The following is a 24,648-nucleotide window of genomic DNA, read 5'->3' as shown; positions in this document are numbered from 1 at the left end:
TGCTTCCGGATGGTGGTGGGTGGGTATCCCCCTGTGGTGAGGGAGCGCGCAAGGGTGAAGATCAGACACACCGCGAGAGTCTTTCTGATCTAGGGTTTCAACCCGTACCGGTACAGGTAGGGTCAGGAAGCGTCCAGCTCCCCCTGGAGGAGGTGAGGACCGTGGCAGCCCACGACGACGACATCAACCGCGGCATCCGGCCCGGTCGGGGTTCCGAAGACCCCTCCGGCCAGGTCGCGTATCTCGAGCAGGAAATCGCCGTCCTGCGCCGCAAGCTCGCCGACTCTCCGCGGCACACTCGCATTCTCGAGGAGCGGATCGTCGAGCTGCAGACGAACCTGGCAGGCGTCTCGGCACAGAACGAACGGCTTTCCAACACTCTCCGTGAGGCGCGTGATCAGATCGTCGCCCTCAAGGAAGAGGTGGACCGTCTCGCTCAGCCGCCCGCCGGTTTCGGTGTTTTTCTGCAGGCCAACGAGGACGGCACGGCGGACATCTTCACCGGCGGCCGCAAGCTCCGTGTGAACGTCAGCCCCGGCGTCGAACTCGAAGAGCTCCGGCGCGGCCAGGAAGTGATGCTCAACGAAGCGCTCAACGTGGTCGACGCCATGAAGTTCGAGAGCGCCGGCGACATCGTCACGCTCAAGGAGGTCCTGGAGGACGGCGAACGCGCCCTGGTCGTCGGTCACACCGACGAGGAGCGCGTGGTGCGCCTCGCGGAGCCGCTGCTGGAGTCGACACTCCGGGCCGGCGACGCCCTGCTTCTGGAGCCGCGTTCCGGTTACGTCTTCGAGGTCGTTCCGAAGAGCGAGGTCGAGGAGCTCGTCCTCGAAGAGGTCCCGGACATCGACTACGCCAAGATCGGTGGCCTGCGCGGACAGATCGAGCAGATCCGCGACGCGGTGGAGCTGCCGTACCTGCACCCGGATCTCTTCAAGGAGCACGAACTCCGGCCGCCCAAGGGCGTCCTGCTCTACGGCCCGCCCGGCTGCGGCAAGACGCTGATCGCCAAGGCCGTCGCCAACTCCCTGGCCAAGAAAGTCGCGGAGGTCACGGGCAAGCCCCAGGGGAAGAGCTACTTCCTGAACATCAAGGGCCCCGAGCTTCTCAACAAGTACGTGGGCGAGACCGAGCGGCACATCCGGCTGGTCTTCCAGCGGGCCAGGGAGAAGGCGAGCGAGGGCACCCCCGTCATCGTCTTCTTCGACGAGATGGACTCCCTCTTCCGCACCCGCGGCTCCGGGGTCAGCTCGGACGTCGAGAACACGATCGTCCCGCAGCTGCTCTCCGAGATCGACGGCGTGGAGGGCCTGGAGAACGTCATCGTCATCGGCGCCTCGAACCGCGAGGACATGATCGACCCCGCGATCCTGCGCCCCGGCCGTCTCGACGTGAAGATCAAGATCGAGCGTCCCGACGCCGAGGCCGCGAAGGACATCTTCTCGAAGTACCTGACGGCGAACCTCCCGCTGCACGCGGACGACGTGGCCGAGCACGGCGGGAACTCGAACGCCGCAGTGGACGCCATGATCCAGTCCGTGGTGGAGCAGATGTACGCCGAGTCCGAGGAGAACCGCTTCCTCGAGGTGACGTACGCCAACGGCGACAAGGAAGTCCTCTACTTCAAGGACTTCAACTCCGGCGCCATGATCGAGAACATCGTCGGCCGGGCGAAGAAGATGGCGATCAAGGCCTACCTCGACCAGAACCAGAAGGGTCTGCGCGTCGCCCATCTGCTCGCCGCCTGCGTGGACGAGTTCAAGGAGAACGAGGACCTTCCCAACACCACCAACCCCGACGACTGGGCCCGCATCTCCGGCAAGAAGGGCGAGCGGATCGTCTACATCCGCACGCTCGTCACCGGAAAGCAGGGCGCGGACACGGGCCGTTCCATCGACACCGTGGCCAATACCGGTCAGTACTTGTAAGCAGACAGCGATCCGGCTGCGGACGCCCCGGGTGGACCCCCGCCGAGAGCAGGGGGGCGGGGGCGTCCGCAGCCGGATCGTTTTGAGCAGACTGAGGAAGTCCGCTGAGTGATCTCCCGACTTCGGTCCGTGCGTTCTAGGCTCGTGCGTAGTGCCGCTGCGCGCAGTGCCCGGAGGCGGAACGCACGCGGGACGGTCGCGCGGCGGGACTTGAGCGGTGGCCCATCGGCGGGCCGTCGCCGGGCAAGGAGGGCCGCATGACCGTACGGCGAGTAATGGGCATCGAGACCGAGTACGGAATCTCCGTGCCCGGCCACCCCAACGCCAATGCCATGCTCACCTCGTCCCAGATCGTCAACGCCTACGCCGCGGCGATGCACCGGGCGCGCCGCGCCCGCTGGGACTTCGAGGAGGAGAACCCGCTGCGGGACGCGCGGGGATTCGACCTGGCACGGGAGTCCGCCGACGCGAGTCAGCTCACGGACGAGGACATCGGCCTGGCCAACGTGATCCTCACCAACGGCGCGCGCCTCTACGTCGACCACGCCCACCCCGAGTACAGCTCGCCCGAGATCACCAATCCCCTCGACGCCGTCCTGTGGGACAAGGCGGGGGAGCGGATCATGGCGGAGGCCGCCGAGCGCGCCGCCGAGGTCCCCGGTACGCAGGCGATCCACCTCTACAAGAACAACACCGACAACAAGGGCGCCTCGTACGGCACGCACGAGAACTACCTGATGAAGCGGGAGACCGCGTTCTCCGACATCGTGCGCCACCTGACGCCCTTCTTCGTGTCCCGCCAGGTGGTCTGCGGGGCAGGCCGCGTGGGGCTCGGGCAGGACGGCAGTGAGCACGGCTTCCAGCTCAGCCAGCGCGCGGACTACTTCGAGGTCGAGGTCGGCCTGGAGACCACGCTGAAGCGGCCGATCATCAACACCCGGGACGAGCCGCACGCCGACGCCGAGAAGTACCGCCGTCTGCACGTGATCATCGGGGACGCGAACCTCTCCGAGATCTCCACGTACCTCAAGCTGGGCACCACGGCTCTGGTCCTGTCCATGATCGAGGACGGGTTCATCGCCGTCGACCTCGCCGTCGACCAGCCCGTACGCACCCTCCACCAGGTCTCTCACGATCCGTCGCTGGGCAAGCTGATCACGCTGCGCAGCGGCCGTACTCTCACGGGCGTCCAGCTCCAGATGGAGTACTGCGAGCTGGCGCGCAAGTACGTGGAGGAGCGCTGGGGCGCCGACGCCGACGAGCAGACGAAGGACGTGCTGACGCGCTGGGAGGACGTCCTCTCCAGGCTGGAGACGGACCCGATGAGCCTCTCCCGCGAGCTGGACTGGGTCGCCAAGCGGGAGCTCATGGAGGGCTACAGGCGCCGCGACGGCCTCGGCTGGGACGCCGCCCGGCTGCACCTCGTGGACCTGCAGTACGCCGACGTACGCCTCGACAAGGGGCTCTACAACCGCCTCTCGAACCGCGGCAGCATCCAGCGGCTCCTGGACGAGGACGACATCCAGCGGGCCGTGGGGAAGCCCCCGGAGGACACCCGGGCCTATTTCCGCGGCCGCTGCCTGGAGCAGTACGCGGACGACGTGGCCGCGGCCTCCTGGGACTCCGTGATCTTCGATCTGCCCGGCCGTGACTCTCTGCAACGGGTGCCGACACTGGAGCCGCTGCGGGGTACACGGGATCACGTGAAGGAGCTCCTGGACCGCTGCCGCACGGCGGAGGAGCTGGTGAGAGTGCTTTCCGGCCGCTGAAAAAGGCTATTCGGTACCGGATGCGGGAATCACCGGGGTGGTCCTCCGACGTTGGGAGAAGTGAAGGGCCGATGTCAGTCCCTGCTTGTAGGGTCTGATCTTGTACGTCACGCGTACACACCGAACCGAGCGGGGTGAGGGATATGGCGACCAAGGACACCGGCGGCGGGCAGCAGAAGGCCTCCCGTCAGACCGAGGAGACCGAGGAGCAGGCCGAGGAGACGCAGGTCTCCGAGGATCTCAAGGAGCGCCAGGAGGCACTCTCGGAGGACGTCGACTCCGTTCTGGACGAGATCGACGACGTCCTCGAGGAGAACGCCGAGGACTTCGTGCGGTCCTTCGTTCAGAAGGGCGGAGAGTAAGGCGCGTGAGTCACCGTCCTGCGTCCCCGAAGCCCGGGGGCGCAGGACGGATGACATTCGAGCCTCCGGGTATGGTCCGATCAGCATTCCAAGATCCGTCTGATTCGACTTCCGACTCGTGGAAGGAAACGTGTGGAAGCCAACACTCGTGACACGGGGCGTCTGCCGGCAGCCTTCCTGACGCCCGGCTCGTCCTCGTTCATGGACTTCCTGTCCGAGCACGCCCCGGACGTGCTGCCCGGCAGCAGGCCCCTGCCTGCTGTCGAGGGTGCCGTGCAGGCTCCGCACGGCACCACCATCGTCGCGGCGACGTACGCCGGCGGTGTGGTGCTCGCGGGCGACCGGCGCGCGACGATGGGCAACGTCATCGCGCAGCGGGACATCGAAAAGGTCTTCCCGGCCGACGAGTTCTCCGCGGTCGGCATCGCCGGTACGGCCGGCCTCGCCGTGGAGATGGTCAAGCTCTTCCAGCTGGAGCTGGAGCACTTCGAGAAGGTGGAGGGGTCCGTACTCTCCTTGGAGGGCAAGGCCAACAGGCTCTCCACGATGATCCGCAGCAACCTGGGCATGGCCCTTCAGGGTCTCGCCGTGGTCCCGGTGTTCGCGGGGTACGACGTGGACCGTGAGCAGGGCCGGATCTTCTCCTACGACGTGACGGGCGGCCGTTCCGAAGAGGTGGGCTTCACCGCTGTCGGTTCGGGCTCCGTCTTCGCCCGCGGCTCTCTGAAGAAGCTGCACCGCGAGGACCTGACAGAGGAGCAGGTCGCCACGGTCGCGCTGCAGGCGCTCTACGACGCGGCTGACGACGACTCCGCCACCGGCGGCCCCGACATGACCCGGCGGATCTACCCCACGCTGACGGTCATCTCCGACGAAGGATGCCGCAGGCTCCCCGAGGAGGAGGTCTCCGGGCTCGTCCGCGCGATGCACGAGGGCCGGCTCGAGCAGCCCAACGGGCCGAAGGCCCCGCTCTCCTAATGGCCACGGGGCCTTCGGTGCCCTCTTACAGGACAGGAAGGGACGGATAGCCGGTGTCGACGCCGTTCTACGTCTCACCCCAGCAGGCCATGGCGGACCGCGCCGAGTACGCCCGCAAGGGCATCGCGCGGGGACGCAGCGTGGTCGTGCTGCAGTACACCGACGGCATCGTGTTCGTCGCCGAGAACCCCTCGAGGTCACTGCACAAGATCAGCGAGATCTACGACCGCATCGCCTTCGCAGCGGTCGGCAAGTACAACGAGTTCGAGAATCTGCGCATCGGCGGTGTGCGGTACGCGGATCTCCGGGGCTTCACCTACGACCGGGCCGACGTGACGGCGCGGGGTCTGGCGAACGTCTACGCCCAGACCCTCGGCACGATCTTCTCGAGCGCTGCGGAGAAGCCGTACGAGGTGGAGCTGATCGTCGCGGAGGTCGGCCCGGCCCCCGAGGACGACCAGATCTATCGGCTGCCGCACGACGGATCGATCGTGGACGAGCACGGCTCGCTCGCTGTCGGCGGCAACTCGGACCAGATCAACAGCTTCCTGGAGCAGCGCCACCGCGACGACATGACGCTGGCCGAGGCCGTGAAGCTCGGCAAGGAGTCCCTGGCACGGGACAACAACGGCGGCGAACGTGAGCTGACCGCCGACCAGTTGGAGGTCGCCCTGCTGGACCGCAGCCGGGTGCAGCAGCGCAAGTTCAAGCGCGTGCTCGGCCCGCAGCTGAAGCGGCTGCTGGGAGAGGACGCGTCCGGCGAGTCCTCGGGGGCGTCGGAGAGCGGAGACGACAGCGCGTCGGAGAACGACGCGGAGGAGTAACCACAGCGCGGACCTGCGGGGTGAGCCCTGTGGGTACCGGACATCGCGCATGCGCCGTGTCCCGGCAGGGTGACGCCCCGCCGGGACACGGCGCGTCGCGTGGGCGGTCCGCTCCCCGTGCGCGCCCTGCCGCCGTGCCGGAAAGGGCCGGGTTCAGGTGCGGTGAGCCGGGGGAGAGGCCGTCGAGCCTCGGCGGACCAGCTCGACGGGGAGTACGGGCGTCCTTGCCCTGCGCCCGTCGAGGACCGCCAGCAGGGCGCGCATCCCTTCCGCGCCGACCTCTTCGGCGGGCAGCCGGACCGTCGTCAACTCCGGTTCGAGCGCGGTGGCCAGACTGAGATCGTCGAAGCCGGTGACGGAGAGGTCCTCCGGCACCCGCAGGCCCAGCCGCCGTGCCGCCTTGCAGGCCCCGGCCGCGAGCAGGTCGTCGTCGCAGACGAGGGCCGTGGGGCGGGGACGCGTCTCCAGGATGCGGGTCGCGGCGCGCAGCGCGTCCTCGACGCTCAGGGCGCACCGTTCCGTGCGTACGACCGCGCCGGCCGTCCCCGCGACCGCCTCGTGGAGCGCGCGTGCTCGCATGCCGAACGTCCAGCTGTCGACCGCTGCGGCGAGGTGCGCGATGTGAACGTGGCCCAGTTCCAGCAGGTGGGCGGCGGCCTGGTGCATGCCGTCGGCGATGTCGAGGTTGACGGTGGCGGGGGAGCGGTCGGCTTCGGGGTCGCTGTCCAGCATGACCAGCGGCAGCTGACCGCCGTCGCGCAGGGCCGCGAGCGCATCGGGGGCCATGGAGGAGGCGATCACGCCGTCGAGGGCGGCGCGGGCGGAGCCGAAGGGGTCGACGGCCGGGCCCGTGCCCTCCGGGGAGGGGTAGAGCACCACGCCGAAGTCGTGCTCGGCGGCCACGCGTGAGGCCCCGGTGTGCACGCGCGCGAAGTAGTCGTGGGTCAGGGCGGGCACGACGAGGAGGGCGGTGCGCGTACGGCCGAGCCGGAGGCTGCGTGCGGCGAGGTTGGGCCGGTAGCCGAGCGCGCGGGCGGCGGACCGTACGTTCTCAGCCGTACGCGGTGAGACCCTCCCCTCCCACTTCCCGCCGAGGACGAGGGAGACCGTCGCCTGCGAGACATCGGCATGCCGTGCCACGTCCCGGCTGGTGGGCCGGGCACCGGCGGACGCGGCGGCAGGGGAGTCGCCGGAGGCGTGCCGGCCGGAAGACGTCTCCGGGCGCGACCGTGGAGCGGTGCCGGGCTCCCGGCTGCTGGCCATCCGTACGCTCCTTTCCGCCCGTGCGATGTGCCCGAGGTGGACCGCGGGTCAGCGACATGGTACGTATTACCTCGCAAGTTATACGTACAACGTGTCGGGGTGACGCGGAGAGGAGCCAGCCATGGCGACGGGCTATGCCGAACTGCTCCGGGCCCGGCACGCGGTCCGCCTGCTCGTCGGCACCCTCGTCGGGCGGCTGCCCAACGCCACGGCTGCGCTGATCATCGTGCTCTTCACGCGTGCAGAGGGCGGCAGCTACACCCTCGCCGGTGTCCTCTCCGCGGTCTACGGACTCGCGACGGCGGTGGGGCAGCCGCTGCTGGGACGGCTCGTCGATCTGTACGGGCAGCCGCGCGTGATGTTCCCGGCCGCGCTGCTCTCAGCGCTGGGCATGGCACTGTTCGCCTGGGCCGGTATCGGCACGGTGGCGGTGGCCGTGGCAGCCGTACTCGTCGCCGGGGTGGCGACGCCGCCGCTGGAGGGCGGGTTGCGCGCGCTGTGGCCGGGCGTCCTCAACGGGCCGGAGAAGGTGCACAGGGCGTACGCGCTGGACGCCGTGGCGCAGGAAGTGATGTTCGCGGTGGGGCCGCTGCTGGTCACTCTCTGCGTCGCCTTCTGGGACGAGGCCGCCGCGCTGCTGATCATCAACGCGTTCGGACTGGCGGGCGCCCTCTCCGTCGTCGTCTCGCCGCCCTCGCGGAAGTGGCGGTCCGCACCGCGTGAGGCGCACTGGCTGGGCGCGCTGCGCTCCGCGGGGCTGCTCGCGCTGCTGGGGGCCTTCTTCTTCGTGGGGCTCGCACTCGGCGGGATAGCCGTCGCGGCGGTGAGCTACGCGGACGACCACGGCGAAGCCCTCATCTCCAGCTACCTGCTCTCGGCGCTGGGCTTCGGCGCGCTCGTCGGAGGTGTCGTGTACGGCGCACGCCACTGGCCCGGCGCACCGGAGCGGCGCCTCAGATGGCTGGTTCTCGCTCTTGCGTTGGGCTACCTGCCGCTGGTCCTGGTGCCCGGCGTGGTGGCCATGACGGCACTGGCGGGCCTCGCGGGGGTCTTTCTCGCCCCGGCGCTCGCCTGTGCGTTCGTCGTCGTGGACCGGCATGCTCCCGCGGGTACCGTCACTGAGGCCTTCTCGTGGCTCGTCACCACCTTCGGGGTGGGCGCCGCGGCGGGAACTGCCGTGGTCGGCCCGGTGATCGAGCGCGGCGGGTCCCCCGCGGGGTTCGCGGTCGTCGGTGCCGGCGGCGTCGCGGCACTGCTGGTGCTCCTGCTGACGGGCCGGGCTCTTTCGGTGGACGCCGCGGCGTCCCGTACCGCACCGGTCACGGGCCTCGCCGCAGGTCCCGGCCATGCTCAGGAGCCGGTCACGGCGGCGGAAAATGATCGGAACGGTGCCGCCGATCCCGGTTTCAGAACAGGCCGTCAGGCGTAATGTTCAGTCATGGACCGCCGAATCTTCGGGCTTGAGAACGAGTACGGCGTCACGTGTACGTTCCGGGGACAGCGCAGGCTGTCCCCCGACGAAGTGGCGCGGTACCTCTTCCGCCGTGTCGTGTCATGGGGCCGCAGCAGCAACGTCTTCCTCCGCAACGGCGCACGCCTCTATCTGGACGTGGGCTCGCACCCTGAGTACGCGACCCCCGAGTGCGACAACGTGACCGAACTGGTCACCCACGACAAGGCCGGCGAGCGCATCCTCGAGGGGCTCCTCGTCGACGCCGAACGCCGCCTGCACGAGGAGGGAATCGCGGGCGACGTCTACCTCTTCAAGAACAACACCGACTCGGCGGGCAACTCCTACGGCTGCCACGAGAACTATCTCGTGGCGCGGCACGGGGAGTTCTCCCGCCTCGCGGACGTGCTCATCCCCTTCCTCGTCACGCGTCAACTCGTGTGCGGCGCAGGCAAGGTGCTGCAGACGCCGCGCGGCGCCGTGTACTGCGTCAGCCAGCGCGCCGAGCACATCTGGGAAGGGGTCAGCTCCGCCACGACCCGCTCCCGGCCGATCATCAACACCAGGGACGAGCCGCACGCGGACGCCGAGCGCTACCGCCGCCTCCATGTGATCGTCGGCGACTCCAACATGTCGGAGACGACCATGCTGCTCAAGGTCGGCGCCACCGACCTGGTGCTGCGCATGATCGAGGCGGGCACCGTGATGCGCGACCTGACCCTGGAGAACCCGATCCGGGCCATCCGCGAGGTCAGCCACGACATCACCGGGCAGCGCAAGGTGCGTCTCGCCAGTGGCCGGGAGGCCTCCGCGCTGGAGGTGCAGCAGGAGTACTACGAGAAGGCACTGGACTTCTGCGAGCGCCGGGGCATCCGTACGGGCCGGGTGGAGCGCGTACTGGAACTGTGGGGCAGATCACTCGACGCCATCCGCACCGAGGAGCTCGACAAGATCAACACCGAGATCGACTGGGTCATGAAGTACCAGTTGATCGAGCGCTACCGGGCCAAGAACAACATCTCGATGTCGCATCCCCGGATCGCGCAGATAGACCTCGCGTACCACGACATCCACCGCCGTCGTGGTCTGTACTACCTGCTGGAGCGGAACGGTCAGGCGGCCCGCATCTGCAACGATCTCAAGATCTTCGAAGGCAAGTCGGTGCCTCCGCAGACCACGCGGGCCAGGCTGCGCGGAGACTTCATCAGGCGGGCCCAGGAGCAGCGGCGGGACTTCACCGTCGACTGGGTCCATCTCAAGCTCAACGACCAGGCGCAGCGCACCGTGTTGTGCAAAGACCCTTTCCGGTCGGTCGACGAGCGGGTCGAGAAACTGATCGCCGGTATGTGAGTCGTGTCGAGTGGTGGCAGGGACCGGCGGGCGGGGTCGTAGGGTTGCCCCGACCGTCCGGACATCCCCTAGACCGCGAGTTGGACACATGCTGCAGACTCCCGGGGGAACAACCCCCCACCCCAGGAAGCCCTACGCGCGCCGTTTCGCGGCGGCGCTGGCCGTATCCGTACTGGCCGTGTCCCTCGCGGCATGCGGTGGAGAGGACGGCTCCGAGTCCGAGAACGGAGCCGTCCCGCAGGTCACCGGGGCCACCGACAAGAAGCCCAAGGTGGCGAAGGGCAAGGGCAAGCCGCCCAAGGACCTCAAGGTCGAGGTCCTCAAGGAGGGCAAGGGCCAGAAGGTCGAGAAGGGCGACTCGCTGAACGCGAACTACCTCGGCCAGCTCTGGAACGGCAAGGAGTTCGACAGCAGCTGGAAGCGCGGTCAGACCGCCACCTTCCAGATCGGCACCAAGAAGGTCATCAAGGGCTGGGACGAAGCCCTGGTGGGCAAGAAGGTCGGCAGCCGCGTCGAGATCGTGGTGCCGCCGTCGAAGGGCTACGGCAAGCAGGGCCAGCCGCCGACGATCCCGAAGAACGCCACGCTCGTCTTCGTCGTCGACCTGGAGAAGATCCTGCCGAGCACGATCGACGGCAAGGCGGTCGAGGGCGAGCACAACCCCGAACTGCCCGAGGTCAGCTCGAAGGTCGTGAAGAACGAGGCTCCCGAGATCAAGATGCCGAAGGGCGTCGACAAGGCCCCGGACGAGCTCCTGGACGAGACCGTCGTCGAGGGTGACGGGAAGAAGATCACGGAGAAGAGCACCGTCCTGACCAACTTCACGGCGAAGATGTGGAAGGGCGGCAAGCAGCTGGACGACACCTGGGCGCAGAGCGGTCCGCAGGAGATCCCCGTCTCCAAGATCCCGGGCTGGGCCGATGCGCTGAAGGGCAAGAAGGCCGGCAGCCGCGTGGTGATCTCCGTGCCCAAGGACGAGTTCCCGAAGGAGCAGCAGAAGCAGTTCTCCTCCGGCGTCGTCTTCTCGGTGGACGTACTCAGCGTGAAGTGAGACCTCCGCGACGTGAAACACTGGCGCGGTTGTCCGAATGATTCGTTGGTAGGAGCCATTTCGTGAGCATCGAGAAGCCCGAGGTCGACTTCCCCGAGGGCGCGCCGCCTGCCGACCTGGAGATCGTGGATCTCCGGGAGGGCGACGGGCCCGAGGCCAAGGCCGGCGACAACGTCTCCGTCCACTACGTGGGCGTCTCCTTCTCCAGCGGCGAGGAGTTCGACGCGAGCTGGAACCGCGGCAAGCCGCTGCAGTTCCAGCTCGGCGCCGGCCAGGTCATCCCCGGCTGGGACCGGGGCGTCCAGGGCATGAAGGTCGGCGGGCGCCGTCGGCTGACCATTCCGCCCCACCTCGCCTACGGCGAGCAGGGCGCGGGCGGCGGCCGCATCAAGCCGAACGAGACGCTGATCTTCGTCTGCGATCTGGTCTCCGTCTGACGGGGCGCAGCTCCGCGGCATCCGAGGACCTCGCCCTGGGGGCGGGGTCCTCGGTCTTTGCTTTGGCCGGGCAGGCGAGGAGCGGTACGGTCAAGTGCCCGGCATCACACCGGGCGATCCCTGAACAGCACAGAGCAGCACGAGAAGAGGCACGAGGAGCCCATGGCGATTGCCAAGGCCGAGCGGCTGATGAATCTGGCGCTGTGCCTGCTCGGAACCCGGCGCCCGCTGACCAAGCGTGAGCTGCGTACCTCGATCGAGGCGTACATGGAGGCGGGCAGCGACGAGTCCTTCAACAGGATGTTCGAGCGCGACAAGGACGATCTGCGCGAACTCGGCCTCGTCATCGACACGGTGGAGAACCTCGACGGCGACATCGGCTACCGCGCGAAGCACGACAACAACAGGCTGCCGCCCATCGCGCTCGACGCCGAAGAGGCCACGGCACTCGGTCTCGCCGCTCGCGTGTGGCAGCAGGCCCGTCTCGCCGGAGCCGCCAGCGGCGCCCTGCAGAAGCTGCACGCCGCGGGCGGTATGCCGCAGCAGGACGGCGGCGCCGAAGGGGCCGAGCCGGCGATTCCGCACAGCACGCTGGAGCCCCACATCCCCGCCCGTGAGGCGGCGTTCGAGCCGCTGATGCTCGCCTGCCGGGACCGGCGCCCCGTCGTCTTCGACTACCGCAAGTCCAACGCCGTACGGGCAGAGCGCCGTCAGGTCGAGCCGTGGACGCTGGAGTGCTGGCGCGGCCACTGGTACCTCGCCGGGTTCGACACAGGGCGGCAGGCCGAACGCGTCTTCCGGCTCTCCCGGATCACCGGGGCGGTGCGTTCGCGTGCCGCGGCCTTCACCGCGCCCGTACCGGACCAGGTGAAGGTACGGGAGGCCGTGGAGCGCTGGGCGGGGGAGAGCGCGTCGCGCACCGCCCTCATCAGGCTGCGGGCCGGATCGGGGTACCCGCTCCGTGCCCGTGCCGTGCAGGTACGGGAACTCCCGGACGGCTGGGAGGAGTTGGAGATTCCGTACGGACACGGCCTGGACGCGTGGCTCGTGGAGTTCGGGCCCGACGTGATCGTTCTGGAACCGGCCGAACTGCGGGCCGAAGTGGTCGACCGGCTGCGCGCCGTCGCCAAGGGCTGAGGGAGAGCGAAGGCCGTGGCATCGAACGCCATTGACCAGACCCGGCGGATGCTGTCGCTGGTGACGTACCTGCGCGACCGTCCCGGAGCCCGGATCGACGATGTGGCCCGTGCGTTCGGCATCTCCGCCGACGAGTTGATCTCGGACCTCGACGTGCTGCCGATGTGCGGCACCAGCTTCCGCGGCGGCGACCTGCTGGAGATCGACACCGACGGTGAGCGGATCTGGTGGCGCAACGCCGACGCGCTGGGCAGCGACACCGCACAGCCGCTCCGGCTCGCCTCCGACGAGGCGACCGCGCTGCTGGTCGCGGCCCGCGCCGTCGCCACGCTGCCGGGCCTGCGCGAGAGCGACCGGGACGCGCTGCAGCGCGCGACGGCGAAGCTGGAGGCCGCGGCGGGGGAGAACGCGGGGGCCAGCTCGCGGCTGTCGGTCACCTTCGAGTCGGAGGGCGGCGTCTTCGCCGACGTCGACCGTGCCATCGCCGAGCGGCGCAGGCTGTGGCTGCGCTACTACTCGCCGGCGCGGGACGAGCTGACCGAGCGCGAGGTCGACCCCATCCGGCTCTTCGCGGTGGGACACACCTACCTCGAGGCGTGGTGCCGTCTCTCCGAGGCCCGCCGGACCTTCAGGCTCGACAGGGTCGCCGAGATCAAGCTGCTGGACGAGCCGGCTGACCCGCCGCCGGTCGAACTGCGGGACCTGAGCGAGGGGCTCGTGCAGCCGTCGGCCGAGGATCCCGAGGTGGTCGTCGAGGTCGGACCGGGCGGTCGCTGGGTCGCGGAGTACTACCCGTACGACAGCGCCGAGGAACTCCCCGACGGCGGGTTGCGCGTCAGGCTGCGCACTCCCGATCCGGCGTCGCTGCGCCGGCTGGCACTGCGGCTGGGCCGGGACGGCCGGATCGTGGAGCCGCGTGAGCTGGCGGACAGCGCGCGGGAGGCAGCGCGGCTCGCGCTGGCGGCCTACGGGGAGTGAGACGGCCGGGGAGCACGCGGGGCGGGGTTCATGTCCCGCCGGTGCTGTGCCGTCCGGCAGGGGAGGCGGGGGCTCCGGTTGCCGCCGAGCCACTAGGCTCGGCGCATGCTCTGGCCCATGTTCTTTCTCGCGCTCGCCTTCTGCGGTATCGCCGTTCTCGGTGTGCTGGCCGTCCGGGTCGGGCTGGAAGTGCGCCGTTTCACCCGGGCGGTCGGGGACAGCTCTGAGCGGATCACCCGGGCCGCCGAGGACCTGGAGCGTGCGGCCGGACCGCTCGCGGGACGGGCGGGTGCGGCGGGTGACTCCGGTGGTGCCCGCGGGGCCGGCGTGACGGCGGAGAGCCGCCTCCACGGGCGTCAGCAGGGCTCCGGGCATCCTTGAGGACGATGGTCCTTACGTGTACTGCCTGGCCCGTACCTTTGACCGGTAAGCTGCACAGTGCCGCGTCCGCGGTGAAAGGGGACCGCAATCCCGAGTGGGAACAGGCATTGCCCGTCGTTCACTCCTCAGGGTTACGATCGCTGGCAGCACGCGCTTGACGCAGCCCGTCCGATTCACACGGCAGGCAAGGACTCACGCCGGCCCCGGCGAGAAGGTAGTGGCACATGATCGGCAATTTGAAGCCCCTGGAGATCGTCCTGATCGTCCTGGTCATCCTGCTGCTGTTCGGCGCCAAGAAGCTTCCGGACATGGCTCGTTCGCTGGGCAAGTCCGCCCGCATCCTCAAGAGCGAGGCCAAGCAGATGAAGAAGGACGGCGGCGACGACAACGACGCCGGAACCACTGCCGACTCCCAGCAGGCGGCTCCGCGTACCATCCAGGCCGCACCCGGGGACGTGGCGAGCTCACGGCCCGTCGCAGAGCCGACCGAGCAGCAGCAGAAGCAGTCCTGAACTGCCGTCCGGTCACAGAGAGCCGGACAATGTGAGGCACTTCCGACAACTCAGACAATGAGGACGAGGGTTGCTGAAGTCGGCCCGTAAAGAGGGCAAAAGGGAGAAGGACCCCGAGGGGCGGATGCCCCTCGCGGAGCATCTGAGGGAGCTGCGCAACCGTCTGATGAAGGCGGTGCTGGCGATCCTCGCCGTCACGATCGTGGCGCTGGTCTACTACGAGCCCATCGCCGCTTTCCTCACCGACCCCGTAGCCGCGTCCGTGGGCTGCGAGAAGGGCTTCGGGCGCGCGGCGTCCGAGGGCGAGACGTGTGCGGAGATCACTCTCAACGGGCTCATCGCCCCCTTCACCGTGATGCTCAAGGTCGGCCTCATGGTCGGTGTCGTCGTGGCCTCCCCGATCTGGCTCTACCAGCTCTGGGCCTTCCTCGCGCCCGGCCTGCACAGCCACGAGAAGAAGTACGCGCGCAGCTTCGTCGCGGCGGGCGTACCCCTCTTCCTGGGCGGTGCCTACCTCGCGTACCTCATCCTGCCCAAGGCCGCCAAGACGCTGCTCGACTTCAGCCCCGAGGGCATCGGGAACCTGATCCCGCTGGACGATTTCCTCGATATCGTCACCCGGCTCGTGATCGTCTTCGGCCTGGCCTTCGAGCTGCCGCTGCTGCTGGTGATGCTGAACCTCACCGGCATCCTCGGCGGGCGCCAACTGCTGGGCTGGTGGCGGATCATGGTGCTGTGCATCACGGTCTTCTCCGCCGTCGCCACACCGACGGGCGACCCGCTCACGATGGGCGCTCTGGCCGCGCCGATCGTGCTCCTCTACTTCGGCGCCGTGGGCATCTGCCTCCTCAACGACCGACGGCGCAGCCGCAAGGACCCCTACGCCGGACTGGACGACGACGAAGCGTCGCAGATCGGCCGGCCCGAGGCCCTCGACGAGGCCGAGACGGTGCCTTCGCAGCGTGCACTCACCGACGGCGAGGGCGAGACCGGGAGCAAGGGCGGCGCGGCGCGGCAGGACGGTCCGGTGCGGCAGGACGGTTTCGACGACGCGACCTGACCATGTAGGGTCCGCGCGTGACCAGCGAGATCACTCTTTTCGTCAATCCCACGGCCGGCCGCGGACGCGGCGCCGGTGCCGCACAGCCGGCGGCCGAAGCGCTGCGCCAGGCCGGTTTCGCCGTGCGTACGGTCGTCGGGAACGACGCACCCGACGCGCTCGCACGTGCCCGTGAAGCCGTCGGCGCCGGCACCGGAGCACTGATCGCCGTCGGCGGTGACGGGATGGCGTCCCTGGCCCTCCAGGCCGTCGCCGGTACGGACACCCCGCTCGGCGTCGTCGCGGTCGGCACCGGCAACGACTTCGCGCGGGCGACGGGTCTTCCCGTGCGGGAGCCCGCCGAGGCGGGACGGCTCATCGGCGAGGCGCTCAAGGCCGGCCACTGCCGGACCCTCGACCTCGGACGGGTGGGAGATCGCTGGTTCGGCTCAGTGCTCGCCTCCGGCTTCGACTCGCGGGTGAACGACCGCGGCAACCGGATGCGCTGGCCCGCCGGCCGGCTGAAGTACGACTTGGCGATCCTCGCCGAGCTGGCCGCCTTCCGTACGATCCCCTACCGGCTCACGCTGGACGACGGCGAGCCGCAGGACATCGAGGCCACCCTCGTGGCCGTGGGCAACGGACCCTCGTACGGCGGAGGCATGCGCATCTGCCACGGGGCGGAGATGAACGACGGACTCCTCGACGTGACGGTGGTCGGGGACTGCAGCCGGGGCACGCTGCTGCGCGTCTTTCCGCGGGTCTACAAGGGCACCCATCTCAGCCATCCGGCGGTCACCACGTACAAGGCACGCAGTGTGCGCCTGGAGGCGGACGGTGTGACGGGGTACGCGGACGGGGAGCCCTTCGGGCGGCTGCCGCTGACGGCGCGGGTGGTGCCGGGGGCCGTACGGCTTCTCGTTGCGGAGTAACGACCGTGAGCGGTGTCGGGGGTGGCCGGTAGGCTCGTAGTCACGATGACCGAGGACCTGTCCCCCGCAGAGCGATATGCCGAGGCGCGGAAACGTGCCCAAGAGCAGGCCACCGCTCTCGCCCCCTTCCGTGACCTCTACGACTTCGATCTCGACGACTTCCAGATCGAGGCGTGCCAAGCCCTCGAAGCCGGGAAGGGAGTGCTGGTCGCGGCACCGACCGGCTCCGGCAAGACGATCGTCGGCGAGTTCGCCGTGCATCTGGCGCTCACCCGGGGCCGGAAGTGTTTCTACACGACGCCCATCAAGGCCCTGTCCAACCAGAAGTACAACGACCTGGTCAAGCGGTACGGCGCGGACCGCGTGGGCCTGCTGACCGGTGACAACTCGGTCAACGCCGATGCACCCGTGATCGTGATGACGACCGAGGTGCTGCGGAACATGCTCTACGCGGGCTCGCAGGCGCTCATCGGGCTCGGTCACGTGGTGATGGACGAGGTGCACTACCTCTCCGACCGCTTCCGCGGCGCCGTATGGGAGGAGGTCATCATCCACCTCCCCGAGTCCGTCACCCTCGTCTCGCTGTCGGCGACGGTCTCCAACGCCGAGGAGTTCGGCGACTGGCTGGACACCGTCCGCGGCGACACCCGGGTGATCGTCTCCGAGCACCGCCCGGTGCCCCTGTGGCAGCACGTGCTCGCCGGGCGGCGGATGTACGACCTCTTCGAGGAGAAGGCCGACAAGCGGGAAGTCAACCCGGACCTCGTGCGGATGGCCCGGATGGAGAACAGCCGGGTCACCTCGCCCCGCGACCGCCGCCGCGGCAATCCGCGCCGCGAGGCGGACCGGGAACGTGAGCGGCGCAGCCGCGCCCGGGTGTGGACACCGGGCAGGCCCGAGGTCATCGACCGGCTCGACTCCGAGGGGCTGCTCCCGGCCATCACTTTCATCTTCAGCCGTGCGGGCTGCGAGTCGGCCGTACAGCAGTGCCTGTACGCCGGGCTGCGGCTCAACGACAACGCGGCGCGGGCCCGTGTGCGCGAGATCGTCGAGGCGCGTACGGCCGACATCCCCGACACCGACCTGCACGTACTGGGCTACTTCGAGTGGCTGGAGGGCCTGGAGCGGGGCATCGCCGCGCACCACGCGGGCATGCTGCCGACCTTCAAGGAGGTCGTCGAGGAACTGTTCGTGCGGGGCCTGGTGAAGGCCGTCTTCGCCACCGAGACGCTGGCACTGGGGATCAACATGCCCGCCCGCTCCGTGGTGCTGGAGAAGCTGGTCAAGTGGAACGGCGAGCAGCACGCGGACATCACGCCCGGTGAGTTCACACAGCTGACGGGCCGTGCCGGCCGGCGTGGCATCGATATCGAGGGGCACGCGGTCGTGCTGTGGCAGCGCGGCATGGACCCGGCCGCGCTGGCCGGCCTGGCCGGTACGCGTACGTATCCGCTGCGCTCGTCCTTCAAGCCCTCGTACAACATGGCTGTCAATCTGGTCGGCCAGTTCGGGCGGCACCGCTCGCGTGAGCTGCTGGAGACCTCCTTCGCCCAGTTCCAGGCCGACCGGTCCGTGGTGGGCATCTCCCGTCAGGTGCAGCGCAACGAGGAGGGGCTGGAGGGCTACCGCGCCTCCATGACCTGCCATCTCGGCGACTTCGAGGAGTACTCGCGGCTGCGCCGCCAGCTCAAGGACCGGGAGACGGAGCTGGCCAAGCAGGGCGCCGTGCAGCGCAGGGCGCAGGCCGCCGCGGCGCTGGAGAAGCTGCGGCCGGGGGACGTCATCCATGTGCCGACCGGCAAGTTCGCCGGGCTCGCGCTCGTACTGGACCCGGGGACGGGCGCCGGGCGCGGCCCGTCCCATCACAGGGGCTGGCAGCAGAACGACGGCCCGCGTCCGCTCGTGCTGACCGCTCAGCGTCAGGTGAAGCGGCTGGGCTCGATCGACTTCCCCGTGCCGGTGGAGCCGCTGGAGCGGATGCGTATTCCCAGGTCGTTCAACGCACGCAGTCCCGAGTCGCGCCGCGACCTCGCCTCGGCGCTGCGTACGAAGGCGGGACACCACGCGCCGCCCCGGCATCGCAAGCAGCGCTCCGCCGCCGCCGACGACAGCGAGATCGCGCGGCTCCGCGCCGAGATCCGCCGTCACCCCTGCCACGGATGCGACGAACGGGAGAACCACGCCCGCTGGGCGGAGCGCTATCACCGGCTCCGCCGGGACACGCGGCAGCTGGAGCGCAAGATCGAGGGCAGGACGAACACCATCGCCCGCACCTTCGACCGCGTCTCCGCGCTGCTGACGGAGCTGGGTTATCTGCGGGAAGACGAAGTGACCGACGACGGGCGGCGGTTGGGGCGGCTCTACGGCGAGCTGGACCTGCTGGCCAGCGAGTGTCTGCGCGACAAGGTGTGGGACGGCCTTCCCCCGTCCGAACTGGCCGCGTGCGTCTCGGCGTTGGTGTACGAGTCGCGTGCCGCCGACGACGCGCTGCCGCCCAAACTGCCCGGCGGCGGCGCGCGGGGCGCCCTGGAGGAGATGGTCCGCATCTGGGGCCGCCTGGACGCCCTGGAGGAGGAGCACCGCATCAGCCAGACGGAGGGCGTGGGCCAGCGCGAGCCGGATCTGGGCTTCGCCTGGGCCGCGTACCGCTGGGCCGAGGGACACGGCCTCGACGCGGTCCTCCGCGAAGCCGACATGCCCGCAGGCGACTTCGTGCGCTGGTGCAAGCAGTGCATCGACGTGCTCGGGCAGATCGCCGTGGCAGCGCCGGAGAGCGGCAGCGTCGCGAAGAACGCGCGCAAGGCGGTCGAGGCGATGCGGCGCGGCGTCGTGGCGTACACGAGCGTGGGCTGACGGGGCAGCGGCGCGCGAGCGGAAGTGCCGTGCCGCGCCGCGCCGTTGAGGGCGCCGGGCACTGGTGCCGTGACGGTACTCGGGTGGTGCCCGGCCGCCGCGGGGCGGAAGAGCAATGCAGGCGGTGGGTGTTGACGGCGGGAGCATGCGGGGCATGTTCACCCGGGCACCGCCCATGTCCTCGTCTCTCATGCCTCAACGGAGGTCGATGTGCGCACCACGACCAGATCCGGATTCCGTCGCTGGGCCGCCGTGGCCACTGCCCTCGCCGCCGTGGCGACGCTGACGTCGGCGACGCTCGCACCCTCCTCCCCGTCCGGGCAGGCGCACGACCCCGCAGACCGGTTGCGCCTCACGCAGCTCCAGGCCATGGCCACCCACAACAGCTACCACCGTGAAGTCTCTTTCGCGGAACAGAAGTTGATGAGCGAACACGACCCCAACTTCCGGACGCTGCTCTACAGCCACGCGTCCCTGCCCGTACAGCTCTCCCGTCAGCAGGTGCGCGGCATCGAGCTGGACGTCTTCCCCGACCCCGACGGCGGCCTGTACGCCGACCCGCTCATCCGCAAGGACGCCGGACTTCCTCCGCCTGCCGACCCGGAGCTGCGCAGGCGCGGCTTCAAGGTCCAGCACTGGGCGGACTTCGACTACCGCAGCAACTGCGTGAGTCTCCGGAGCTGCCTGCGGCAGGTGAGGAAGTGGTCCGAACGGCGGCCCGGCCATGTGCCCGTACCGGTGCTCCTCGAACTGAAGGAGACGGACCCGGAGTTGGAGGAGCGCGGCGGTGCGGTGAGTCCTCCGTGGGACACGGAGATGCTCGACGCGCTCGACGCGGAGATCCGGTCGGTCTTCCCCGACGAGGCGACCGTCACGGCTGACGACGTCCGGCGGCCGGGGCAGACCCTGGAGGAGTCGGTGCGCGAACACGGCTGGCCCCGGCTGTCCGCAGCCCGCGGCAAGGTGATGTTCCTGATGGACAACGACGACCAGGAACTCCAGGACGCCTACCGCGCGGGCGGCCGGGAGAGCCTGCAGGGCAGGGTGCTGTTCACCGACTCCGAACCGGGGCGCCCGGATGCCGCGTTCATGAAGGTCAACGACCCGACCGGGGCCAACAAGGCCGTCATCCAGGACCTCGTGAGGAAGGGCTACTTCGTACGCACCCGCTCCGACGTGCCGCTGGACCAGGCTTCCAGCGGTGACACCGGCATGCTGGAGGACGCTCTGGCTTCGGGGGCCCAGATGATCTCCACCGACTTCCCCGTGCCCGGGCTCGCCGCGCGCTACGGCTCCGACTACGTCGCCGAACTTCCGGGCGGCAGCGGCCCGGTGCGCTGCAACCCGGTCAGCGTGCCGTCGGCGAAGTGCCCGGGCGGGCCCATCGAGCCCTGACGGGGCAGGGCGCACGGGAGAGACGGACTCCGACTGACGGGGCCGGCTGACGGACCCCGGCCGACGGGGCCGGGGCTGCGGGCTCTGCGACGGTGCGGCTCCGCGGCGGTCAGGCCTGGCCGCCGTCCACCGTGCCGCCGGCCTCCTGCTCCGCCTCCACCTGCGCGTTCCACTCCTTCTTCGAGGACTGCCAGCCGTCCTCGTCGTGGCCCTGCCGCCAGTAACCGGAGATGGACAACTGCTCGCGTGCCACGCCCCGTTCGAGCCGCAGGTGGCGGCGGAGTTCCTTCACCGCTCCGGCTTCGCCGTGCACGAAGGCATGCACCCGCCCCGGCGGGAAGTCCAGCGCACGTACGGCTTCGACGAGCCGCTCGCCGACCCTGGCCGACCCCCGGTGGAGCCAGACCACGCCGGCGGTGTCCGGAACGCTGAGCTTCAGCTCCTCCTGCGGGCCCTCGACCTCGATCAGTGCCCTGACCCGGGCATCCGCGGGCATCGCCTCCAGGGCGGTGGCGATCGCGGGCAGGGCGCTCTCGTCACCCGCCAGCAGGTGCCAGTCGGCCTCCGGGTCGGGGGCGTAGGCGCCGCCGGGCCCGAGGAAGAGGATCTCCTCACCCGGGACGGCGTTCCGCGCCCACGGCCCGGCGAGTCCCGCGTCGCCGTGCACGACGAAGTCGAGGGTCAGCTCCCGGGCGGCGGGGGCCCACGAGCGCACCGTGTACGTACGCGTCACCGGCCACTGGTGGCGCGGGAAGCCGGCGCGGATGCGGACGATGTCGAAGGGCTCCGGATACTCCACGTCGGGGAGCGGGAAGAGCAGCTTCACGTAGTGGTCCGTGAACTCGCCCGCGGTGAATGCCTCCAGACCGGGACCGCCGAGGACGACGCGCACCATGTGGGGAGTGAGCCACTCGGTGCGGATCACGCGGCCCCGGTGGACGTGCGTCTTGCTGCTGGGCGTGCGGTCTGCCACGTGGAACTCCTGGGACGGTGCGCGCGTGAAGTGGTTAGGGTTACCTAAGCTACCACTCGGCCCCGTCTCCGGCCTGCTCAGCTCGTACCGGTTCCGCGGTCCCGGCCTTCTGCCAGCACCGTCAGCAGCCGCTCCAGGGAGCCGCCCAGGCCCCACCGCTCCGCCAGCTCCTCCAGGGCCTGCGGGTGGCGCGGGGCGGCCGGCAGCGAGGCGTCGAAAGAGGGCAGGGCGACGTCGCTCGCGACCCGGACCACCTTCGGTGCCACCTTGAGGTAGGGCCGTGCCTCCGCGAGACGCCTGCGCTGTGCGGGCGTGAGCCGGGACGCCGGATCGTCGACGGCGGCCATGATGCCCGCCAGGTCCCCGTAGCTCTCCAGCAGCTTCGCCGCCGTCTTCTCGCCGACGCCGGGGACCCCGGGCAGACCGTCGCTCGGGTCGCCGCGAAGCAGGGCCAGCTCGGCGTAACCGGCGCCGTCCACGCCGTACTTGGAGCGCAGCGCCGCGCCGTCGTAGACGTCGAGGTTCCCCACGCCCTTCACGGGATACAGCACCCGCACGCCGCGGTCGTCGTCGATCAGCTGGAACAGGTCGCGGTCGCCCGTCACGATGTCGACGGGCGTGTCCGCGCGTGCCGTCAGCGTGCCGATGATGTCGTCCGCCTCGAAACCCGCGGCGCCCACCCGGGCGATGCCGATCGCGTCCAGCACCTCGTCGATGACGGGTACCTGCGGGCTGAGGGTGTCGGGGACCTCCTCGGCGTCCGGGCCTTCGTCGGCCTCCGCGGCGACCCGGTGAGCCTTGTAGGACGGGATGAGCTCCACGCGCCAGGCCGGGCGCCAGTCGAAGTCCATGCAGGCCACCAGGGAGTCCGGGTGCCGGTTGCCCGCCAGCCGCGCGATGAAGTCGAGCAGCCCGCGTACGGCGTTGACCGGGGTTCCGTCCGGCGCCCTGACCGTCTCCGGCACTCCGAAGTAGGCGCGGAAGTAGAGGGACGAGGTGTCCAGGAGCATCAGGCGTCGCGGCGTCGTCGTAGTCACGGGGCCGATGATGCCGTACGGGTCCGACAGCGGCCCGCAGGAGCCAGCGGCCCGCAGGAGCCGGTGCAGGCCGATGGGAGCCGCTGCGCTGCCGCACTTGCCGCTGTGCGCACCCGTGCTGTCATATGGCGGAGGCGGAGATCCCGCGCCAAGGCCCATACCGGCCTTCCTGCCTCCAACACTTGTACGTGTGGCGCAAATTGGCCTGCCTCATCGGCCTACTCGCGCCTACTCTCTTCTCCGTACGAGGACGTGCTTCCGGACCTTCGGCAGCCGTCGCGCGGACAGCGCGACGGGCCTGCCGGGGGAGGACCGCCGGAGGAGCGGAACGCCGTACGGGGGAGCGGGTTCGCCGCGCGGGGGGCGTACGGTGCCGGTATGGCGCACACGAATACCGGCACCGTGCGGAGCGTCGTCTCTCTCGTCCCCTCCCTCACCGAGGCGCTGGCAGCGACCGCGCCCGAGCTGCTCACCGGCGCGACCGACTGGTGCAGCCATCCGCCCGGGCTGGACGTGACCCGGGTACGCGGCACCAAGAACCCCGACCTGGAGCGCATCGCCGCTCTCGCCCCCGATCTCGTCGTCGCCAACGAGGAGGAGAACCGGGAGAGCGATCTCGCCGCGCTGCGCGCCGCCGGCATCGACGTGCTCGTCACCGAAGTACGCACGCTGCCGCAGGCGTTCGGCGAACTCGAGCGGATGCTGACCGAGGGGTGCGGGCTGGCCCGCCCCCGGTGGCTCCAGGAGGCGGAGGACGCCTGGCGCGACGCTCGGGCGGAGTTCGACGTGCGCGCGTTCGTGCCTGTGTGGCGCCGACCGTGGATGGTCCTGGGGCGTGACACCTTCGCGGGCGCGCTCCTCGCCCACCTCGGCGTGCACAACATCTACGAGAGGCATCGTGAACGGTATCCGCGGTTGCCGCTCCAGGAGTTGAACGAAGCCGGCCACGCGGATCTCGTCGTACTGCCCGACGAGCCGTACCTCTTCACGGCCGACGACGGACCTGAGGCCTTTCCCGGTCTGCCGTCCGCCCTCGTCGGCGGGCGCCACCTCACCTGGTACGGCCCCTCGCTCACGGAGGCACCGGCGGCGCTGACCGCGCAGCTGCGCAAAGCCCTGGGCTGACGGACCGAGCCGCACCGGGACGGATCGAACCCGCACCGGGCCGGACGCGCGATCCGACTGCCGGGACCGCCGACTGCGGGGACCGCCGGCCGCGGGACGAAGGCGGCACTCAGGCGCGGCGGTTGTGGGTGCCCGGGGTGTGGCCGAAGGCGCGGCGGAAGACGTCGATGAAGGCGCTGGTGGAGGCCCAGCCGCAGCGGTGGGCGACCGTGGTGACGGGCTCGTCCGCGGCCAGCATCCGCAAGGCGTGGTACAGACGGAGCTGGGTGCGCCACTGGGGGAACGTCATGCCGAGCTCTCTCCGGAAGAGGCGGCTGAGCGTGCGCTCGCCGGCCCCTGCCTCGTGTCCCAGCGCCGCGAGGCCACGGGGGTCGGCCGGGTTCTCCTCCAGGAGGCCGCAGACCGTGCGCAGCCGGGGGTCCCGGGGAGCGGGAAGCGGCACGGGCTGCTGCCGCGACACCTTCACCTGGTCGAGGAGGACGGCGCGCAGACGCCGCCGCTCCGGCCCGCCGTCGCCGGCGTCGCGCGTGCACTCGAGGATCAGTTCCCGGAGCAGGGGGCTGACGGCGAGGACGGTGGGGGCGTCCAGGCGGAGCGGGTTGACCGTGCTGGGAATGCCGAGCAGGTGGAGGTCCAGGTGACCGTGGGCCCGGTGGGCGTGGACGCAGCCGGCGGGTACCCAGATGGCGCGTGTGCCGGGCGCGAACCAGGTCCCCGCGTCGGTGGTGACCGCCAGCACTCCCGATCCCGCGTAGACGATCTGGTGGTCGTCGTGCCGGTGGGCGTCGATGCTCTGGCCCGCGGCCAGTGTCTGCGTCCGGGTCGGAGCCTGCGGAGTGTGGCGGATATGCGGCATGAACCGGCAGATTATCGG

The 24,648-nt window shown here is 70.0% G+C and carries 22 protein-coding genes; 18 read left to right on the top strand and 4 right to left on the bottom strand.

The window, feature by feature from the left end:
- Positions 1-161: 161 nt before the first annotated feature.
- The 5 genes from arc (at position 162) to prcA (ending at position 5,861) form a co-directional block, all read left to right on the top strand.
- Complete coding sequence (gene arc / locus ACFPA8_RS22170) at positions 162-1,928, top strand: proteasome ATPase (RefSeq protein WP_386451181.1); 1,767 nt, start codon at positions 162-164, stop codon at positions 1,926-1,928.
- 257 nt (positions 1,929-2,185) lie between these two features.
- The gene (gene dop, locus ACFPA8_RS22165; RefSeq protein ID WP_386451180.1) at positions 2,186-3,697 is read left to right on the top strand and encodes a depupylase/deamidase Dop; all 1,512 of its coding nucleotides are present in this window, start codon (positions 2,186-2,188) and stop codon (positions 3,695-3,697) included.
- A 143-nt stretch (positions 3,698-3,840) separates the two neighbouring features.
- A complete protein-coding gene (locus ACFPA8_RS22160; RefSeq protein WP_045865506.1) occupies positions 3,841-4,059 on the top strand; it encodes a ubiquitin-like protein Pup in 219 nt (72 codons plus the stop codon).
- Positions 4,060-4,191: 132 nt separating this feature from the next.
- On the top strand, positions 4,192-5,037 hold the full coding sequence (gene prcB, locus ACFPA8_RS22155) for a proteasome subunit beta (RefSeq protein ID WP_386451179.1): 846 nt from the start codon (positions 4,192-4,194) through the stop codon (positions 5,035-5,037).
- Between the two features lie 53 nt (positions 5,038-5,090).
- Positions 5,091-5,861, top strand: a complete 771-nt coding sequence (gene prcA / locus ACFPA8_RS22150) for a proteasome subunit alpha (RefSeq protein WP_386451178.1) — start codon at positions 5,091-5,093, stop codon at positions 5,859-5,861.
- A 153-nt stretch (positions 5,862-6,014) separates the two neighbouring features.
- On the opposite strand, the gene ACFPA8_RS22145 is transcribed toward prcA, so the two are convergent.
- Entirely contained in the window at positions 6,015-7,124 is a 1,110-nt protein-coding gene (locus ACFPA8_RS22145) for a LacI family DNA-binding transcriptional regulator (protein WP_386451177.1), read from the bottom strand.
- Between the two features lie 121 nt (positions 7,125-7,245).
- Between ACFPA8_RS22145 and ACFPA8_RS22140 the strand changes: the two genes are divergently transcribed.
- From ACFPA8_RS22140 to ACFPA8_RS22085, 12 genes are all read left to right on the top strand, one after another.
- A complete protein-coding gene (locus tag ACFPA8_RS22140; protein ID WP_386451176.1) occupies positions 7,246-8,553 on the top strand; it encodes an MFS transporter in 1,308 nt (435 codons plus the stop codon).
- Between the two features lie 9 nt (positions 8,554-8,562).
- Complete coding sequence (gene pafA, locus ACFPA8_RS22135) at positions 8,563-9,924, top strand: Pup--protein ligase (protein ID WP_386451175.1); 1,362 nt, start codon at positions 8,563-8,565, stop codon at positions 9,922-9,924.
- Positions 9,925-10,012: 88 nt separating this feature from the next.
- On the top strand, positions 10,013-10,975 hold the full coding sequence (locus tag ACFPA8_RS22130; RefSeq protein WP_386451174.1) for an FKBP-type peptidyl-prolyl cis-trans isomerase: 963 nt from the start codon (positions 10,013-10,015) through the stop codon (positions 10,973-10,975).
- 62 nt (positions 10,976-11,037) lie between these two features.
- A complete protein-coding gene (locus ACFPA8_RS22125; protein WP_386451173.1) occupies positions 11,038-11,412 on the top strand; it encodes an FKBP-type peptidyl-prolyl cis-trans isomerase in 375 nt (124 codons plus the stop codon).
- A gap of 162 nt (positions 11,413-11,574) precedes the next feature.
- Entirely contained in the window at positions 11,575-12,549 is a 975-nt protein-coding gene (locus ACFPA8_RS22120; RefSeq protein ID WP_386451172.1) for a helix-turn-helix transcriptional regulator, read from the top strand.
- A gap of 15 nt (positions 12,550-12,564) precedes the next feature.
- Positions 12,565-13,527, top strand: coding sequence for a helix-turn-helix transcriptional regulator (locus ACFPA8_RS22115; protein ID WP_386451171.1), 963 nt, complete (start codon positions 12,565-12,567; stop codon positions 13,525-13,527).
- A 105-nt stretch (positions 13,528-13,632) separates the two neighbouring features.
- Positions 13,633-13,908 (top strand): hypothetical protein, encoded by a 276-nt coding sequence (locus ACFPA8_RS22110; protein ID WP_386451170.1) that lies wholly within the window; start codon positions 13,633-13,635, stop codon positions 13,906-13,908.
- Between the two features lie 224 nt (positions 13,909-14,132).
- A complete protein-coding gene (tatA, locus tag ACFPA8_RS22105) occupies positions 14,133-14,420 on the top strand; it encodes a Sec-independent protein translocase subunit TatA (RefSeq protein WP_386451169.1) in 288 nt (95 codons plus the stop codon).
- Positions 14,421-14,544: 124 nt separating this feature from the next.
- Complete coding sequence (gene tatC, locus ACFPA8_RS22100; protein WP_386451168.1) at positions 14,545-15,480, top strand: twin-arginine translocase subunit TatC; 936 nt, start codon at positions 14,545-14,547, stop codon at positions 15,478-15,480.
- Between the two features lie 17 nt (positions 15,481-15,497).
- A complete protein-coding gene (locus ACFPA8_RS22095) occupies positions 15,498-16,391 on the top strand; it encodes a diacylglycerol kinase (protein ID WP_386451167.1) in 894 nt (297 codons plus the stop codon).
- Positions 16,392-16,436: 45 nt separating this feature from the next.
- Positions 16,437-19,244, top strand: a complete 2,808-nt coding sequence (locus tag ACFPA8_RS22090) for a DEAD/DEAH box helicase (protein ID WP_386451166.1) — start codon at positions 16,437-16,439, stop codon at positions 19,242-19,244.
- A 210-nt stretch (positions 19,245-19,454) separates the two neighbouring features.
- The gene (locus ACFPA8_RS22085) at positions 19,455-20,639 is read left to right on the top strand and encodes a phosphatidylinositol-specific phospholipase C1-like protein (protein ID WP_386451165.1); all 1,185 of its coding nucleotides are present in this window, start codon (positions 19,455-19,457) and stop codon (positions 20,637-20,639) included.
- 109 nt (positions 20,640-20,748) lie between these two features.
- Here the strand turns inward: ACFPA8_RS22085 and ACFPA8_RS22080 are convergent, their stop codons facing one another.
- Together ACFPA8_RS22080 and ACFPA8_RS22075 are read right to left on the bottom strand one after the other, a co-directional pair.
- Entirely contained in the window at positions 20,749-21,612 is an 864-nt protein-coding gene (locus ACFPA8_RS22080; protein ID WP_386451164.1) for a siderophore-interacting protein, read from the bottom strand.
- 77 nt (positions 21,613-21,689) lie between these two features.
- Complete coding sequence (locus ACFPA8_RS22075; RefSeq protein WP_386451496.1) at positions 21,690-22,622, bottom strand: 5'-3' exonuclease; 933 nt, start codon at positions 22,620-22,622, stop codon at positions 21,690-21,692.
- A gap of 405 nt (positions 22,623-23,027) precedes the next feature.
- On the opposite strand from ACFPA8_RS22075, the gene ACFPA8_RS22070 reads away from it, so the two are divergent.
- Complete coding sequence (locus tag ACFPA8_RS22070; RefSeq protein ID WP_386451163.1) at positions 23,028-23,774, top strand: helical backbone metal receptor; 747 nt, start codon at positions 23,028-23,030, stop codon at positions 23,772-23,774.
- Positions 23,775-23,883: 109 nt separating this feature from the next.
- On the opposite strand, the gene ACFPA8_RS22065 is transcribed toward ACFPA8_RS22070, so the two are convergent.
- Positions 23,884-24,630, bottom strand: a complete 747-nt coding sequence (locus ACFPA8_RS22065) for an AraC family transcriptional regulator (protein WP_386451162.1) — start codon at positions 24,628-24,630, stop codon at positions 23,884-23,886.
- Between the last annotated feature and the right edge of the window lie 18 nt (positions 24,631-24,648).

The sequence above is a fragment of the Streptomyces ovatisporus genome (genome assembly GCF_042653885.1).
GTDB lineage: Bacteria > Actinomycetota > Actinomycetes > Streptomycetales > Streptomycetaceae > Streptomyces > Streptomyces ovatisporus.
The sequence above is the reverse complement of the archived record's forward strand: the minus strand, read 5'-3'. Positions and strand labels throughout refer to the sequence as shown.